Origin of the sequence: Paenibacillus caseinilyticus (genome assembly GCF_027533645.1) — a bacterium.
GTDB classification, from domain to species: domain Bacteria; phylum Bacillota; class Bacilli; order Paenibacillales; family NBRC-103111; genus Paenibacillus_G; species Paenibacillus_G caseinilyticus.
In genome coordinates this window covers 199,209-216,116 of the sequence record NZ_JAQAGY010000006.1, presented here as the reverse complement: position 1 = coordinate 216,116, position 16,908 = coordinate 199,209, and the positions used below count along the sequence as shown (strand labels likewise).

At 52.8% G+C, this 16,908-nt stretch carries 17 protein-coding genes; 12 read left to right on the top strand and 5 right to left on the bottom strand.

What is annotated here, in order from left to right; genetic code table 11:
- The first annotated feature begins 64 nt into the window (after positions 1-64).
- The 8 genes from O9H32_RS11890 to O9H32_RS11855 all read left to right on the top strand — a co-directional run bounded on the left by O9H32_RS11890 (position 65) and on the right by O9H32_RS11855 (position 6,642).
- Entirely contained in the window at positions 65-970 is a 906-nt protein-coding gene (locus O9H32_RS11890; RefSeq protein WP_269866398.1) for a hypothetical protein, read from the top strand.
- A gap of 206 nt (positions 971-1,176) precedes the next feature.
- Positions 1,177-2,583, top strand: coding sequence for a glucuronate isomerase (uxaC, locus tag O9H32_RS11885; RefSeq protein WP_269866310.1), 1,407 nt, complete (start codon positions 1,177-1,179; stop codon positions 2,581-2,583).
- Between the two features lie 501 nt (positions 2,584-3,084).
- A complete protein-coding gene (locus O9H32_RS11880) occupies positions 3,085-3,534 on the top strand; it encodes a hypothetical protein (protein ID WP_269866309.1) in 450 nt (149 codons plus the stop codon).
- Between the two features lie 69 nt (positions 3,535-3,603).
- Positions 3,604-3,879 (top strand): hypothetical protein, encoded by a 276-nt coding sequence (locus O9H32_RS11875; RefSeq protein ID WP_269866308.1) that lies wholly within the window; start codon positions 3,604-3,606, stop codon positions 3,877-3,879.
- A gap of 87 nt (positions 3,880-3,966) precedes the next feature.
- Positions 3,967-5,223 carry a glutathionylspermidine synthase family protein gene (locus O9H32_RS11870; RefSeq protein WP_269866397.1) on the top strand — a complete coding sequence of 419 codons (1,257 nt, stop codon included), beginning with the start codon at positions 3,967-3,969 and terminating at the stop codon, positions 5,221-5,223.
- A gap of 79 nt (positions 5,224-5,302) precedes the next feature.
- Positions 5,303-5,737 (top strand): DUF350 domain-containing protein, encoded by a 435-nt coding sequence (locus O9H32_RS11865; protein ID WP_319946933.1) that lies wholly within the window; start codon positions 5,303-5,305, stop codon positions 5,735-5,737.
- A gap of 13 nt (positions 5,738-5,750) precedes the next feature.
- Positions 5,751-6,137, top strand: a complete 387-nt coding sequence (gene gloA2 / locus O9H32_RS11860; protein ID WP_269866306.1) for an SMU1112c/YaeR family gloxylase I-like metalloprotein — start codon at positions 5,751-5,753, stop codon at positions 6,135-6,137.
- 373 nt (positions 6,138-6,510) lie between these two features.
- On the top strand, positions 6,511-6,642 hold the full coding sequence (locus tag O9H32_RS11855; RefSeq protein WP_269866305.1) for a hypothetical protein: 132 nt from the start codon (positions 6,511-6,513) through the stop codon (positions 6,640-6,642).
- Between the two features lie 70 nt (positions 6,643-6,712).
- On the opposite strand, the gene O9H32_RS11850 is transcribed toward O9H32_RS11855, so the two are convergent.
- Entirely contained in the window at positions 6,713-7,444 is a 732-nt protein-coding gene (locus O9H32_RS11850) for an RDD family protein (protein WP_269866304.1), read from the bottom strand.
- Between the two features lie 291 nt (positions 7,445-7,735).
- Between O9H32_RS11850 and O9H32_RS11845 the strand changes: the two genes are divergently transcribed.
- Positions 7,736-9,091 (top strand): glycoside hydrolase family 43 protein, encoded by a 1,356-nt coding sequence (locus tag O9H32_RS11845; protein ID WP_269866303.1) that lies wholly within the window; start codon positions 7,736-7,738, stop codon positions 9,089-9,091.
- 163 nt (positions 9,092-9,254) lie between these two features.
- Here the strand turns inward: O9H32_RS11845 and O9H32_RS11840 are convergent, their stop codons facing one another.
- The 3 genes from O9H32_RS11840 to O9H32_RS11830 are packed head-to-tail and all read right to left on the bottom strand — an operon-like array spanning position 9,255 to position 11,564.
- On the bottom strand, positions 9,255-10,205 hold the full coding sequence (locus O9H32_RS11840) for an alpha/beta hydrolase (RefSeq protein ID WP_269866302.1): 951 nt from the start codon (positions 10,203-10,205) through the stop codon (positions 9,255-9,257).
- Positions 10,206-10,263: 58 nt separating this feature from the next.
- Positions 10,264-11,166, bottom strand: a complete 903-nt coding sequence (locus O9H32_RS11835; RefSeq protein WP_269866301.1) for a YitT family protein — start codon at positions 11,164-11,166, stop codon at positions 10,264-10,266.
- Positions 11,167-11,222: 56 nt separating this feature from the next.
- On the bottom strand, positions 11,223-11,564 hold the full coding sequence (locus O9H32_RS11830) for a hypothetical protein (protein WP_269866300.1): 342 nt from the start codon (positions 11,562-11,564) through the stop codon (positions 11,223-11,225).
- Positions 11,565-12,865: 1,301 nt separating this feature from the next.
- Between O9H32_RS11830 and O9H32_RS11825 the strand changes: the two genes are divergently transcribed.
- From O9H32_RS11825 to O9H32_RS11815, 3 genes are all read left to right on the top strand, one after another.
- Positions 12,866-13,366, top strand: coding sequence for a hypothetical protein (locus O9H32_RS11825; RefSeq protein WP_269866299.1), 501 nt, complete (start codon positions 12,866-12,868; stop codon positions 13,364-13,366).
- A 692-nt stretch (positions 13,367-14,058) separates the two neighbouring features.
- The gene (locus O9H32_RS11820) at positions 14,059-14,580 is read left to right on the top strand and encodes a DUF6932 family protein (protein WP_406627301.1); all 522 of its coding nucleotides are present in this window, start codon (positions 14,059-14,061) and stop codon (positions 14,578-14,580) included.
- Between the two features lie 28 nt (positions 14,581-14,608).
- Complete coding sequence (locus O9H32_RS11815; protein WP_269866297.1) at positions 14,609-15,688, top strand: hypothetical protein; 1,080 nt, start codon at positions 14,609-14,611, stop codon at positions 15,686-15,688.
- A 35-nt stretch (positions 15,689-15,723) separates the two neighbouring features.
- Here the strand turns inward: O9H32_RS11815 and O9H32_RS11810 are convergent, their stop codons facing one another.
- Positions 15,724-16,908, bottom strand: coding sequence for a tyrosine-type recombinase/integrase (locus O9H32_RS11810; RefSeq protein ID WP_269866296.1), 1,185 nt, complete (start codon positions 16,906-16,908; stop codon positions 15,724-15,726).

The following is a 16,908-nucleotide window of genomic DNA, read 5'->3' as shown; positions in this document are numbered from 1 at the left end:
CCATCTCGGATCGTATATGCACGTCAAGTGGTTCGTTCCCCACGGCAAAGAAATGCCCGCGGGGATGGCTGAGGTAATTACACCTTCGTTTCTCTTTTGGCTGGGCGTGACCCTGGCGGGTCTGCTGCTATCGGCGGTCTTCAACGAACCGCTGGAGCGGGTGCCCTTCATCCGGCGCATTCATGCCGTTCTCGACCGCTGGAGGCCCTATGAGACGCTGATTCTGCGGATCGGTCTTGGGGCGGGCCTGCTGCTGCAGCTCGTCACCGGAACCTACCTGGCCCCCGAGTTGGCGGCGGACGGCATCTGGGTCACCGCGCTGCTCGTCGCCGCCTTCGCCGGCCTGCTGTACCGCCAAGGGCTGGCGGTGAGCGGCGCGGCGCTGGCCGTCCTCTACGTGCACGCGCTGGCCGATTACGGGCTGTTCCACGCGCTCGATTACATGTTCTACGTCGGCATTATATACTACCTCCTTGTGGCGGAGAACCACCGGTGGCGGCCCACGGCGACCCCGGTACTATACTTGTTCACAGGGCTGTCGCTCGCTTGGGTGGGTCTCGAGAAGATGACGCTCCCCCAGCTCGCTTACGGGATTATGGAAGAGTACGGTATTCCGACCTTCGGCTTCAGCCTCGAGGACTTCGTGCTCATCAGCGCATTCATCGAGCTGGGGCTGGCTTGGACCTTCATCGTTGGCATCCTGAACCGGTTCATCTCGATCCTCGTCACCCTCGTATTCATTACGACGACCACCGTGTTCGGCTTCCGCGAGATTGTGGGCCACACGATCGTCCATACGCTCTTGATCATGTTCCTGATCGAAGGGCAGGGGGTATTCAAATCGCCCTTCCAGTTCCACCGTTCGCCAGTGCTGCGCTGCCTGTTCGTTCTAGTGAATTTCGTCGTGCTGCTGTTCGGCTTGATGGCGGTATATATTGCGATGGGGACCGCCGCAGCTCATGCCCACTAGAAGAGAGCCGTACGGCCAAACGACTGTACGGCTGTTTGGCGTACGCCCCGTATGGGCGGCCATGCTGCTTGGGCCAGCGGCCAGCGCAAGAAAGGAGAGGTTCACAGCCAAAACCACAAAAATGGTGTAGCAATTCTCGCGGGTTCCGGTTAACATAGAGATATGTTGTTCACGTGAACATTAACCGAGGAATGGGTGGAAATCATATGAAAAAGTTTCTGGATGAGAACTTCCTACTGTCGAATGAAACCGCTGTCCGTCTGTATCACGATTATGCCAAAGAGATGCCGATCATCGATTACCACTGCCATCTCAGCCCGCAGGAGATCTACGAGAACAAGACGTTCAAGAACATTACGGACGCCTGGCTGTACGGCGATCATTATAAATGGAGAGCGATGCGCTCGAACGGCGCCGAAGAGAATCTGGTGACCGGCGGCGAAGGCACGACGGATTACGACCGCTTCCTGGCTTGGGCGAAGACCGTGCCGCATACGATCGGCAACCCGCTCTACCACTGGTCGCACCTGGAGCTGCAGCGCTTTTTCGGCGTCTCCGACCTCATTAATGAGAAGAGCGCTCCCGAGCTGTGGGAGAAGCTGAACAGCCAGCTCACCGGCGAAGGCTTCGGTGCCCGGGACCTCATCAAGAAATCGAACGTGCGCGTAATCTGTACAACAGACGATCCGACCGATTCGCTCGAATATCATGTGAAAATCAAGGAGCTTCCGGATTTCGATGTGCAGGTGCTGCCTTCGTTCCGTCCGGACAAGAGTCTGGAGATCAACCGCCCTACATTCCTGCCGTGGGTACAGAAGCTGGCGGAAGTCGCCGGCCAGCCGGTAAGGGACTATGATGGCCTTCTCTCGGCGCTGGAGTCCCGCGTCCGGTTCTTCCACTCCGTCGGAGGCAAGGTCTCCGACCATGCGCTGGATTACGTGGCGTATGCCGAGACGACGAAGGAAGAAGCCGCCGGCATCTTCGCGAAGGCGCTGAGCGGGGAAGGCGTATCGCTCGAAGAAGAGAAGAAATACAAGACCTATACCATGGTGTTCCTCGGCAAGCTGTATGCCGAGCTCGGCTGGGCCATGCAGCTGCACATCAACGCCCACCGCAACAACAATGCCCGCCTGATGGGCAAGCTCGGTCCGGACACCGGCTTCGACTCCATCAACGACAGCGACATTGCTCAGCCGCTTGTCCGGCTGCTCGACGCGCTGGATGCCGAGGATGCTCTGCCGAAGACGATTCTGTATTCGCTGAATCCGAAGGATAATTACGTGCTCGGCACGATCATCGGAAGCTTCCAGGGCGGCGGGGTTCCGGGCAAGATCCAGTTCGGCTCGGCCTGGTGGTTCAACGATACGAAGGACGGCATGCTCGACCAGATGAAGGCGCTGGCGAACCTCGGCCTGCTGAGCCGGTTCGTCGGCATGCTGACCGACTCGCGCAGCTTCCTCTCGTATACGCGCCACGAATACTTCCGCCGCATCATCTGCAACCTGATCGGCGAGTGGGTGGAGAACGGCGAAGCGCCGGACGACATGGAGCTGCTCGGCACGATGGTACAGAACATCTCGTACAACAACGCCAAAGCCTATTTCGGCTTCTAAGAACGTCCGCTGGCGGGATGGCGATCCGATTTTTGCTGGCAGGCCGCCGCCAAGTCCCTGGCATCGGCGGCAATCGTACAACAGTGAGCGTGCTTCTTCGGAAGCACGCTTTTTCGCATATGAAGCCGGCCGAATCCGCTAAGAAGCCCTAGGCTTCATGGCGCCAGTGGCCTGAGCCGGCGGGCGGCGGCGGGCACTCAGCCGAATCCGGCGGGCGGGCTTGGTCAGAGGAGGTTGTCTGCCGCTTGCTTGGAGCAAGGGCATACTGGCCGCAGGGTACGAGCTTCACATTCCACTGCCCACGGACCTGCCGGTTCCCGGCTGTACCTGTCTCCAGCGGGCTCGTTCATTGGTCCAATGAGAGGCTCGCCCCCATCCTCCCGTCTGCTGCAAACGACAATTTGGCGGGACAGCTTTCGAGGAAAACGCAACTTTTCCCGGAGCATCTGCGTATTGGTAGGTATGCTTTGGGAGGAGACAGGCGAAAGGAGCGGAGGGACTGTGGTCCGATTGGAGTATCGGTTGTATAAGGAAGGCAGCCGGACGTTCCCCGTGTTGTATCACTACGACCGGATCGGCCGGGACGAGGCGGCGCTGCGGTTTGCATGCGACTATTTCGTCAAAGACGGCCGGGTGTACGAGAAAACGTCGTGCGCGGTGGAAACCGGCTGCTATGTCGTCTACGTGAAGGAAGCCGAAGACGAGCGGACGATGCCGTGGGGCAGTCCGGGGGCCCGGGGGTTCGCGGGCGTGCGTATGGAGCTGCGGGAGTACCGGGAAGGGACGGCGGATTATCCGCTGGTGTACGATTATGTATTCCGGGATACGCTGGAGGCCATGCTGCACCTGCAGGCGAATTATCTGTATACCGACGGACGGGAATGGAGCCGGACTTCGGTGGAGATCGACGAAGACCGCATGACGTATGTGTATTACGCCGTACCGGTCTGAGAGAAGCGACCGCGGTACCGCAGCGGCAGCGGCCAAGAAGTGCCGCAGAAGGACAGGAGTGACAAGATCATGGAACAGCACAAGGGCAGCAGGACGCACCGGATGGTGAAGCTGTTCGTTGCTTCCACGTTAGTGCTCGGAGGAGCGGCAGGATGCTCCAACTCGCGGGACTGCGTGGACAACAACCGCGACGGTTACTGTGACGATGGAGGAAGCGGAGGCTCTTCGGGCACCTCCCATTATTATGGAAGCTCGGGGGGCTCCAAGGCTTCGAATTCCACCTCGGGCAGTTCCTCGGGGATTTCCAAAGGCGGCATCGGCAGCAGCGGGCATTCCAGCTCGTAAGCGCTGCGCAGGGATACAAGGCGTGAGCCGCCGAAGGGCTGTAAGGGGGGGAAACCGGTGGAGGAGCGCAAAGAGAGCTCGCACCCTATGCACCAAATGAACTATACAGAACGCCGGGAAGCGCTGTACGGCCCGCTGAAGCGCGAGGGCGTATTCACGTGGGATGTCATGTACGGACAAGAGTACGCGCTGGCGGATCTGTACCGCCTCACGCCGGAGCTGCTGGCGGAGATGCGTGCGGCTGCCGGGAAGCTCGGCCGGATCTATGCCAAGACCGTAAGTATCGTGCAGCAGGGAGAGCCCGAGCTCTGGCGCGAGCTTGGGTTGCCCGAAGCGGCGTTCGGCGCGATCCGGCTCCGCTTCGACGAAAGCATCGCGACGCTGATCGGGCGGTTCGATTTTGCGCATACGCCGGGCGGGCTGAAGATGCTGGAGTTCAACAGCGATACGCCGACCGGCATCGTCGAGGCGTTCCATGTCAACGGCCGGATCTGCGAAGCCTGCGGGGCACAGGACCCGAACGAGGGCTGCGCGGCCCAGCTGCCGGATGCATTCGGCCGGATGCTGGACTTGTACCGCGAAGCGGGGTATCCGCAGGAGAGTATCGTCTTCTCGGCGCTCGACTGGCACGAGGAGGATGCCGGGACGACGAAATATCTGCTTGCCCACTCCGGCCTGCAGGGAGCTCGGTTCGTGCCGCTCGGCGATCTGCGCGTGCAGGGGGATCGGCTGTGGGCGGAGAGCCCAGGCGGCGAGGCACCGGCGGAGCGTGTGCCGGTGGATGTGCTGTACCGGCTGCATGCGCTCGAGAAGCTGGCGGAAGACCGGGACACGGACGGGTATCCGACGGGGGAGCACGTGCTGCGGCTCATCGCCGAAGGGAAGCTGGCGGTGGTCAATCCGCCTTCGGGCTTTGCGGCGCAGACGAAGGCGCTGCAGGCGCTGATCTGGAATCTGTACGAAGCGGGGGAGTTCTATACGCAAGAGGAGCGGGAGACGATCTCCCGGTACATGCTTCCCACGTATCTGGAGCCCATCTTCGCAGGTGACGAATCCTATGTCGTCAAGCCTATTCTTGGCAGGGAAGGCAGCGGCGTAACCATCTACGAGAAGGGAGCCGCAGCCGAGGCCAGCGGAGAAGAGGAGTATGCGCACCAGCCGATGGTCTACCAGCAGTACGCGGAGCTTCCCCGGGTCGAGGTGGAGACCTTATCCGGCCCGTACCGGGGCAGCTTGCTCTGGGGCTGCTTTCTCATTGACGGGCAGGGCTCTGCCGTGGTGGCGCGTGTGGGAGGCCGGATTACCGGCAATTTATCTTATTATCTGCCCTGCGCTTTGGCGTAAGGGCCCGGGAGTCCGCCTCCGCCCAGCCGTACGCAGATTCCCGGATAGAGGCACATTACATAAGCAAGGGGTTGGAGAAGTGGACCAATTCGGAACCATTTTGAATTTTTTGATCTATTTGGCGGTGACGGTACCGCTGGTTGGAGTAGGGATTCTCTTTTTTAACTTGACGACGCCCTACAGCGAGTTCGGGCTGATCCGGGACGGGGGCGAACTCTCGGACCCGGCCAAAGTGGCTGCAGGCAAAGCGGCTGCGTACGACCTCGGAGGTAAGATCATCGGCCAGGTGCTCGTCTTGGCTTCGGCGGTGTATCATTCGGTAGGAGTCCTGGATCTGGTAATCTGGGGACTGCTCGGAATTGCGTTCCAAATCATCATATTCTATTTATTCGAGCTGCTGACGCCGTTCAAGGTATTGGCCGAAATTCCGAAGGGCAACGTCTCTGTCGGAATCTTCTCCTTCTGCTTGAGCGTGGCTTCGGGATTGCTTATGGCATCCCTCATCAGCTACTAAGGAGGAAGCATATATGCTGCAGATTAATCAAATTCACCATGCCGCCATCATCTGTTCGGATTACGAGGCATCAAAGCGGTTCTATACGGAGATTCTCGGTCTGCCGGTCATACTCGAGACGTACCGAGCCGAGCGCCGGTCCTACAAGCTCGATCTGCAGATAGGAAGCGCCCAGATCGAGCTCTTCTCCTTCCCGGATGCGCCGGAGCGGCTGAGCTACCCGGAAGCGAGGGGGCTGCGTCACTTGGCTTTTGAAGTGGACGACCTCGATGCGGCGGCCGGGGAGCTGGTACGGCACGGTGTGGAAGTAGAGCCGGTCCGCACGGATGAAACGACGGGCAAACGCTTTACGTTCTTCGCCGATCCGGACGGCCTGCCGCTGGAGCTGTACGAGAAATAAGAGTCCTTTGAGGAATAGAAAAAGCGGCAAAAAAAGGGCGATTGTATGCCCCAAATAGACCGTCTGCGGACATAAAAAGCAAACCGGCATCGAAGGATGCCGGTTTTGTTTGATATATAAGAATTTATATCTCGCCGGGGCTCGATCCCGTAATCTTATATATCTCATAAACGCGCAACGTCCTGAAAGGACGGCGAAGCCGTTTATCTTGGTCCAAAAGGGGTTAATAGGTACATAACACAATGGAAAAACGCTTACAAAACTAAACCTTTTCTAACAAATGCCTAAATCATTCCAAACAAGCCTTTGATATAGTAGCGTTAACAGCAAAGAGAACAGCACGGGATGAGACCAAAACTTGGAGGTGCCCCATATGGAAAGCAGATTCTCGGTAGGTATGGTATACGGTATGTTACTCAGCATTCCCCTCTGGTTATCCGCGATCGGCTGGTTCCGCCTCGTTCTGTCCGGCATCACCATGTTCCTGAAATTGAGGTTCGCCTGATGCGCCGACGACGAACGACACAACCGCATACCTAAAAGGCCTCCGGAAGCTATGGGGGCCTTTTTGGTGTTTAGAGAACCGTGCTCCCGAGGGTCAGGGCGGCCATCTTCTCAAGCCATCCGTACAAACGGGCATACACGAGCAGGGCGATGAGAATCCATACGAGAATCTGCTCGGCCCAGTTTGTGGGGCGGTAATGCACGAGCAGGCCGCTGTCCCGGTCCCATGAGGCTTGGCCGTGCTTATGCAGCTCATGATGGGCGTTCAGCATGGTGAACATGGAGATCAAGGGAAGCCCGAGCCCCAGGCCGCGCCACAGCAGCTTCACGCTTCGCCTTGCCGCTTGCGGCAGGGCCGCTTTGCCGCCATCCGTGCGCCGTACCTTCACCCCGAAGAGCAGCTTGCCGGGCGTCGTGCCCCAGAGGGCCAGAAGCAGGATCTCCACAGGAAGCCAGAGCAGACCGAACAGCACGGAGAGCAGGAGGGAAGAGGCCGGAGGAAGAAAGGCTACAGGAACGTAAGCGAGCAGGGCATCCAGCGCCATGACCCACAGGAGCATATCCAGGCTCCTGGCCCAATAGCGCATCCACGGTCTGACGGTGGGATTATGGGGCTGTTCGAACGATGCCCACGGCAGCTCGCTCCAGTAGTCGGCGGGACGCCACGGATCTTCTCCGTCCGCTTGGAGCAGGGTTGTTCTCCGGATCGTTCCTGCACGGACGAGGGCTTTAATCTCCTCGAGATGGAAGGGCCCTGCCGTGCCTTCTTTATTTTTGTAATGCCAGGTTGGGTGTTCGGTCATCTTGGGTGTGTCGGTCCTTTCGTTGGCAAGCTTGCCATGTGCTTCAACCAGTTTACTCCATGGCGGCGGGGGACGGTACCGTTAAATTCTAGCAGCCTGCCAAGCCGTTCCAAGATCCAAAGAAAGTCTACTTTTGTCCAAAAAGGATCCATTCCCAAGGGTTGTAAGCGTTTATAAAATGAAGACAGCGTCAGGAAAGGGGGAAGTATTTTCTTTGGTATAGCCTAGCAAGCTTTCGCAGCGCCCAAAAGAGGTGTCCATCCCATGGATAGAAAAGAGGAGGAGATACGTATGAAGCGAAGAAGAGGCAGCCTTCTGTTGTTGTGGGGGCTCCTGTGTGCACTGCTGGCCGCTGGTGCCGCTATTCCATCAAGCGCGCTAGCGGCTGATCCGCCGGCGGGGTATGTGCTGTCTTACTTTGGCGGTGTTCCCTATGACGACAGTCTGCACTTGGCCTATAGTACGGATGGCCTGAACTGGACTCCACTGAACGGGAACCAGCCGGTATTCCGTCCCGGGATCGGCACGAAGCATATGCGCGATCCGTATGTGGGACGCAAGCAGGACGGCACCTTCATCCTGCTCGGCACCGACAATTGGAACAGCGAGTATCTCATGGCTTATGATTCCGCCGATCTCATCCACTGGACGAACGGGCGGCTGATCCGCATGAATACGACAGCCATGCATACTTGGGCGCCAGAGATGTATTACGATGCGTCCAAAAGGCAGTACGGCATCGTATGGTCCGGCAATACCGATCGTAACCGTACCTACGTTAACTACACGTCAGACTTCCGGACTGTAACGGCACCGAGCATCTACTTCGATCCGGGGTATGACGTCATCGACAGCCATATTCATCCGTGGAATGGAACCAACTATCTGTTCTTCAAGGATGAACGCGCGGCGGGCACGACAGCCAAGAGCATTCTCGCTGCCCGGTCGGCGGCGCTGTCTCCGGGCTCCTTCTCGGTCTACACAGGGGCTTCGATCACGGAGAACGGAACGGAGGGGCCGTTCGTGATTAAGGCGCGCAGCGGGAACCGCTGGTACCTGTATGCCGATTATTACTCCCGGGGCGGCATCTTCGGCGCCTGGACTACGACCGACCTGGGCAGCGGCAGTTGGACGAAGCTGGCCTCCGGCACATTCAGCCTGCCGGCAGGCGTAAGGCATGCCGCTGCGGTTGAAGTCAGCCAGAGCGAGCTGGACCGGCTGAAAGCGGCCAAGTGGGGTCCATACCGGCTGCAGTCCCATAATTATCCTGACCGGTATGTCCGGCACAGCGGCGAATCCCTGCGGATCGACTCGAATGTATCTCCCCTGGAGGATGCGCAGTATCGTATCGTTCCCGGATTGGCGGATCCGGAGGGAGTTTCGTTTGAATCTGTCAATCAGCCGGGATCGTACCTGCGCCATTACAACTACGAGATGAAGCTGGCACAAGCGGACGGAAGCGCGGCTTTCAAGGGAGATGCGACCTTCACGATGACCGCCGGACTGGCCGACGGCTCCAAGGTGTCGCTGCGCTCCTACAATTACCCTGAACGGTATATCCGGCACTACAACTATGCCTTGGTCCTGCAGCCGGCAGCGACGGATACCGATAAAGCCGACGCGACGTTCTCGCTCGTCTATCCTTAACGGCCGGCGGCCGGGGAAGCGCCGAGCTGCATTGAAGCGTACATGGCCCGCTCTGCAGCGCCTCCCCCTGGCTCTGCAGCCATCACAAACAGGCAGCCCCGCCCCGTACTCTCCGAGAGAGCGCGGGGCGGGGCTGCCTGTCGACTGCAACCATTGCTGTCTGCTAGGTGTGCGCAGCCGTCTGCGGCGCCGCCGCTTCCTGTACGAAGCGGCCGGTAAACTGGCGGACCCGCCAGGCATACTCTTCCGGCGCGGCGGTGTAAGCCATGCCGTGCCCTGCGCCGGGAACGAGGAACAGCTCCTTGTACCCGCGGCAGGCCTCCATCAGCCGGTGCACCATTGATGTAGGGACGAAGGTGTCCGCCCCGCCATGGATGAAGAGTACAGGCTTATCGGTCCGGCGAACCGCCTCGAGCGCGGAGGCTTCTCCGAAGGAGTAGCCCGAACGCAGCTTACATACGAGAGAGGTCATGCCGATGAACGGAAACGGCGGCAGCTTGTACATCCGCCGCAGCTGGTAGGAGAGCACGTCCTTCACCGAGGTGTAGGCGCAGTCGGAGACAATGGCTTTGACCTGCGGCGGCAGCTTCTCGCCGCCGGTCATCAGGACGGTAGCGCCCCCCATGGAGACGCCGTGGAGTACAATCTGCGCTTCGGTGCCGAAGCGGCGTACGAGCTCTCCGATCCACAGCAGCACATCCCGGCGGTCCGGCCACCCGAAGCCGATATAGGCGCCCTCGCTGTCCCCGTGACCGCGCGCGTCCGGCAGCAGCACATGGTAGCCGAGCTCCTCATGGTAGAGCTTCGCCAGCGCATTCATGTGGAGCTTGCCGCTGCCGCTGTAGCCGTGGGCCAGAAGCACCATCCGGTGTGTGGGCCGCTTCGCGGGCAGGAAGTACCCGCGCAGACGGAGCCCCTCCCCCGAGACGAGGTCCCAGGCCTCGATCGGCTGCGCGTCCAGCCAGACGGGATCACTGGCCGGAGCGTCCCGCAGATCCGGATTATCCGCCAGGAACGTTTTGGGCCGCCGGACAATGGCCATAGTGTAGAAATAATGGCTGGCTGCGGCGAGTCCGAGCACCAGCAGCAGCATGAGGATGAATACGACGGTCATAGGTCTGGTTCTCCTGTAGAGCGTAATGAGGGTTAGGTTGGTTAGCGAATGTCTTTTACTAGTGAATGTCTTTTTTCTTGAAGCGTCCTCCCTTGACGTCGTGGATGTTGCCGATCGCAAGGAACGCGGCAGGATCCAGTTCATCTACGATCGATTTCAGCTTCGCTTCCTCCAGACGGGTGATGACGCTGAAGATGACTTTCTTCTCATCGCCGGTGAAGGCTCCTTCGCCGCTCAGATAAGTTACACCTCGTCCAAGCCGGTAGGCTACCGCATCTCCGATCTCCTTATACTGGTCGCTGATGATCCAGACGGATTTGGATTGGTCGAGTCCCTCGATGGTCACATCGATGATTTTGAAGGCGATGAAGTACGCGATCAGCGAGTACATGGCATGGTCCCAGCCGAACACGAACCCGGCGCTGCCCAGGATGAACACGTTGAAGAACATGACCGTTTCGCCTACGGAGAACGGGGTTTTCTTATTGAGCAGAATCGCTACGATCTCCGTGCCGTCCAAGGAACCGCCCGAGCGGATGACGAGCCCTACGCCGACCCCGAGGATGATGCCCCCGAATACGGCCGCGAGCAGGGGATCGATGGTTAACGGCTGAACGGGATGCAGAAGTGTCGTGCCGATCGACATCAGAATAACGGAATACAAGGTCGATATCGCGAAGGTTTTGCCGATCTGCTTGTAGCCTATAATCAGGAAGGGCAGATTGAGCAGCACGAGGAACAGCCCGAGCGGCATATGCAGCAGGTGGGACAGAATGATCGATATCCCGACAATGCCGCCGTCAATAATGTTGTTCGGTACGAGGAAAATCTCGAGCCCGACAGATACGAAGATCGAACCCATGGTCATAAAGACGGTGCGGCGGAAAAATTTGCTCTTGGTGAGCTTCCGGTGCTGCTTTTGCGAAGATAATGCGGCATTCGACGGTGGATTCTGATTCATGGATACGGCCCCCTCATTGATTGGTCTATTCAGTTTGCCCACATAGGGCGGAGGCGCTAAGCCACATAAACCGAAGTGAACTTGAGAGGGGAGAGCAGCCGGGCCTTCAGCCGCTTACGCACATCGGAGCGGCGGAGCAGAAGAGGCCAGAGCAGTTCAGCGCCGTCTGCACCGTGTACCATCCGTTCCTTGAATGGCTGAGGGGCTCCCTTAAGGACAGGGCTCCACTTCAGCGTACAGGGTTTCACAGGGAGAAACTCGGGAACGGGCGAGGCATAGGTCTGCAGATGATCCTTGAAGGGAGCGGCGTGCAGCGGCGTGGGAGTGAATGAAGAATAGACGAACAGGATGAGCAGAGCAAGCAGAGCCAATCCGCTTTGGGTCAGGCTGCGGGTCAAATCCGTTCCTCCTTCCGGGCATGGGCGCTGCAGTTTTTGTTACTATTGTACCATCCGTCCGTTTTGGGAGTCAAAATTCGGGGATTTTTGATAGGGTTAGTGGAGTCATACGGATCCGGGTTCCATATATGCAGTTCTAGGATCCGAACTCCTCCTTCTATTGGAATACCGAGACAGTTATTTTCTATCTTCTATATCCTGTTTAATTGAGTCTCGAATATATTTTTTATGGATATGCAATCTTCTTTTCTTTCTTATCTTATTATATGTGAATACAAATAGGATTAGCGCTGCTATCAATAGAAGTTCTCTCCAATATTTAATTAAAAAAAATAGAACTAAGCCGACTTGCCACATTGGCGTTCACCTCTCTACCTAACCTTAACAAAAAAATCGGGCCCCGTCTCGCAACGAGGCCCTGTCATGGGGAAAGGGAAAACCCTCTTCGGAAACAAACTGTACCAGTAGGATGCACTATGAATGAATGGCTTAACCAGGCCCAAAAGATCGGCTGCCTTTCAGTTATCAGGGAAGCAACTTGGTTTTACGCAACAACTACCCAAGCTTCACCGTCTATACTATGTAGAATAAACTTGTGAGCCTCGCTAATTAATTGAAGCCAAAACCAGAAAATTCAGCAACTTGGATGACTTTCAACACTCTCCGTTTACGGAATGGGCCAGCTAGTCTAAGGCTATTTAGAGAAAAGGAATTATTATTGCTCCATTTGAAGTAACGAGAACATATGTTGAACACGCCAAAAGAGGAAGACGCCGCGTTGTTGCTCCTAATTCGTAGGCTATGCTTCCAAATATAGAAAGGTGGAATAGCGGTGGGATACTACGAAGTATACGAAAAAAAAATGGTCATGACAGGTTAACTGCTGTGGGTGCAGGTGTCTTCATTTATAAGGATAGAAAAGTTCTTTTGCAGAAACGAAAAAATACCCAACGGCGATAGTATATTTAATAGGAATCATTTATGTGTGTGATGATTTTTCAGGAAAATTATTATCAGAAACCAACGAAACATTAGAACTTAAGTGGTTTGATATTGATAATTTGCCGCGGGAAATAAGCCCACTGAACATAAAACCGATGGAAGCATTTGTTGAATTCATCAAACGCACATAGCATATATTTGTTAAGCTAAGACGTTAGGTGCCGCATAACCACGATGAGGCAGCCGGCACACAATCGACAGCTTCCTTACGTTAAGGGGAGAATAGCGTAATGATCAGGGAGCAGATCGCCGCGGCAAGCTCAGAGTAGGAGATAGTAGGGATTGATACAGGAGTTGCGTTGAATGCATATAAACCCTGGTGCGGGACTTATTTGTTGGAGGGAAATATGGGCGGACAATACCATGATTTTTTTCTTATTCCTAACACGACAGATTTGGAAGATTATCAAAATTTCAAAAATAATAGCATTGAAAGTGCCGTTATTCATGATGATTTGATTAATTACATTAATGACTCGTTAGTATGGATTCCAAGTAAAAATCCATGCGAGGGAGGAATTCCAAATGTTCGAGGGCTTAACAATTTCGGTCTTACACTATTTGACAAGCAATCTTCAGAGGTTTTGATTCTTATTTTCAGGTCTTGGAGAGATCTATTTAAGAATGCACCTGATATATTGGAGCTCACTGTTTATGGCGAGGATAAGCTAAGTGATTCGAAAGAAAAATTAGTGTTAGTCTTCAATCGGGATGAAGTAATTAAACAGTTTGATATGGTTATTTTAATGTCTGAACGTTTATCAGAAGGTGATTTTTATTTACTCCATTGTGGGATATAAAGATCTTTCAAACTTTATTGAACGTTAGTGATAAGCAGGGAGCAGACCGCCGCGGCAGCTGTTCCTTGTTCGCGCTTATGTTAACACGTGGAAAGGTAACGCTTTTATTACTGCAATCGACCATCTAATTTGCTGCGGTAAGATATTTAGGAAATTATGCCGATTTTTTTGGTCGCCAAATGGTCGCCTAATTAGAAAAAATTAACTGTACCAGTGATTTTTCGAAAAAACTGTACTATAAAAAAGCCTTATATATCAAGGGTTTTCGGGAACTGTACTAAAAAATCGGGCCCCGTCTCGCGACGAGGCCCTTTCATGGGAGAAGTGAGGCAGGTCTTCTGGCCTGTTAGGAGGTAATACGAGAAAAGCTGATTATTACGCGGTTTAAATAGGAAATGTTCTGAAACAATAGGAAGTGAAAAAAGCAAAAATTAATGGTTTGGGAGACAAATAGGGGACAATGGGGGACAAATGGGGGACAATGTTCCTCACTATTTATGTTTCACAAAGATTGCTGGCGCATGGTATTTCACTTGGAATGTAAAGAAAAATTTAACAACGTACGGGACGATTATATGTATAGATTCTTTTTGTTGTGATAGAATAAATCAGAATAAAATGGTAAGTATCAGTAGAGTTCTTCAGAAATCATTCCAGCGGGGCTTTTCGTGAAGGGAGGCCGTTCATTGATAGTGTCAAATATTCCGGATTTTATTGATGGGTACCATTTACCTGATGGCGAACATGAGTGTACAATGGAGGAAGTGGAACAAAGGTTCTTATTTACCGAGAAAAGAATACATCTATGGAAACTATTCAAAAGAATGTTGGATAGGTTGAATGATCTTGGAATCATGCCAGAGGTCATATTAATTGATGGAAGCTTTGTAACTGGTCGAGCAGAGCCTGGGGATGTGGATTTCGGAGCTTTGATTCCACCAGGTAAGGTAGTAAGTTCTCTTGCTTCTATTACTGATGATCATGATCAAGAAGCAATCCATATGTTTGTTCATCCCGATAATCAGCTTGCACTAAGGAACCTGTTTGGAGCGCACATGCTTGTTGTTCCAGATGAAGATTTATTAAATGCGATATCATTCTTATTTAGAACCGGCGGAGAACAATTTGGAGGGTTAAGGGACCCTGACCCAGAGAGAGATCCAGCTTGGGTGAAAAAACCACAGGCAAAAGGAATACTTAGGATCAACTTGTGAATAATTGTTAATGGGGGTGATGTAATTTATGGATAATCTTATAAGCGGAAATATTATTTATGAGACAATCGCCCAATTGAAAAAGGCTAGGAAGAGTTTAGAGAATCTAAGATCCAAATTTCAAGATCAACCTAATGTGTTAGGATTTTATGAACCTTCAGCTGTTTTCGTTGTTGATCGATTGGAGAATCAACTCTCTAACCTACTATCACAAGAGACAGGTGTTAATTTTAAACCAAGTTCTGAGACAGATAATAGTGCAGACCTTTGGATTAGGATAGAGGGTGAAGATTTCGAAGGAGGGAAGGGCCCAATTGGCCAAGTGGGCAACTTTCTTACAAAATTAAATAACGCCAATAGGAATGTAATAAGTTTGATTGAACATAAGAAAGGAATAAAGAAAAAAAACTCTGATATCCCTTCGTTTAATTTAGTTGCAACGGCTGCAGGAAGTTTAAAGCTGGGATTGAAAAAGCCAGATATTAATATTGAGATTGAAGAACAGAGTAACCAAATGGAACTCTTTTCACCAGAAGAGCAAGATCCTTGGGATAAATTTAAAAACGCAATAGAAGATTCTAGGGCTGCAACTCAAAGCATGAAGGTATTGGTTAAAGCGATTGCTTCTGTCCATAATGAGAATGCTCTAACGGAACTAATGGCAGATTTTGAAGACAAAGAAGTAATAAAAATAATACATTACGCAAAAGAACTTGCTCCATCTAATAGATCGTCAATAGATTTTGTTAGTATAGAGGGTAACGATATAGGGGTTTCTGAAAAAATAATTAGAACCGATAAAACTACTAGAAAAATCTTAACAGAGCACGCAAAAAAGCTATTGCCTTCAACAGAGTATATTGAAGGGACCGCAGTTATTGGAGTGGCTGACGTCCATAATAAAATGTTGATTGCAAGACCACTAAAGTATAATAATATAGTGCATGATGAGATTAGATGTCTATTTTTAAAGCCTGTAACTCCTGAAGAAATAAAAGAATTTCTTAACGAGATGGTCACAATAAGTGGTTATATCATTTATGATAAGAGCGGGAGACTTTTAAGGTTGGAAATTGACGAAATAGAAATAAAAGTAAAAGATGAATAACCCTTTCGATAAGAGGGAATTCATCTTTTTTTTGTTTATCTTGTTTTTGGTTTTCTCTTGTAAAATAACGAGTCAAATTTAGTCGCCGCGGCACGGTCAGCTGACTCGATCACGTGCCCGTAAACATTCATTGTCGTCCCTATTTTTGAATGTCCCAGGCGTTGAGAAATAATTTTAGCATGAACCCCTTGGTTAATGAGGAGGGTTGCAGAAGTATGCCTAAGATCATGGAATCGAATGAATTTCAACTGCGGATTTCTCTTGTGAAAATCCCTCCACCAGTCACCTGGTGTCTTCTGATTCAACGGTCGTCCAGACCAACCAGCGAATACGAAAGAGCGGTCGGGGTCACCCTCCCATTTATCGTAAACCTTGAGGCGCTCCTTTTTTCGGAATAACTGATATTCTCTTAACTCCTCTACTACAGATTCAGGAAGAGAGACGTTTCTGATCGAACTTCTGGTTTTCGGCGACTTGATAACCGGCTGACCGTTCTTCATCAGAGGGATGCTCTGCCGCACCTCCAACGTTCCTTTTTCTAGATTGATGTGTTTCCACTCAAGCCCAATGATTTCAGCTCGGCGAAGGCCGGTAGTTAGCGCAAGAGAGATCATAGTCCTAAGGTGAATTTTTTCATTTTGTAATGCCTCGAAAAGCTCGACAACTTCTTCTTCGCTGTATACTTCCATTTCCTTCGATGTTTCCTTCGGCTTTGTGACCCCGATCATGGGATTCTCTTTGATAACCTTCCACTCCACTGCCTTTGAAAATATGCTTTGTAGGACGCGATAAATGTAAGCTAGAGAAGATGGTCCTAGCCCTTCAAGTTTCCCGTCTGCACGCGATCCTGGCTTACTGAGACCATATAGAAAGTCTTGGATCTCGATTGTTCTTATCTGATCGATTCGTTTATTGTCAAACTGGGGGAGAATTCTCTTGTTAACGTGGAACAGATAATTCTTTATGGATGTTTCTTCTAAATTCTGTTCTACGAATTTCTCTCTCCAGTGCTGAACGAACTGTCCGAATGACATCTTACCTGGATCTATGTACTCACCGGATTCGACCTCCACTACAAATCTAGCTAACTCCTTCTCGGCCTCCCTGGGCCCCTTGGCCTTAATAGTCTTTGTCTTTTGAATTCTTTTTCCCTTGGCATCGTATCCTAATTCCACAATTAGTAAGAAAGAGTTCTTTCCACGTTTTCGGATTCTTGCCAT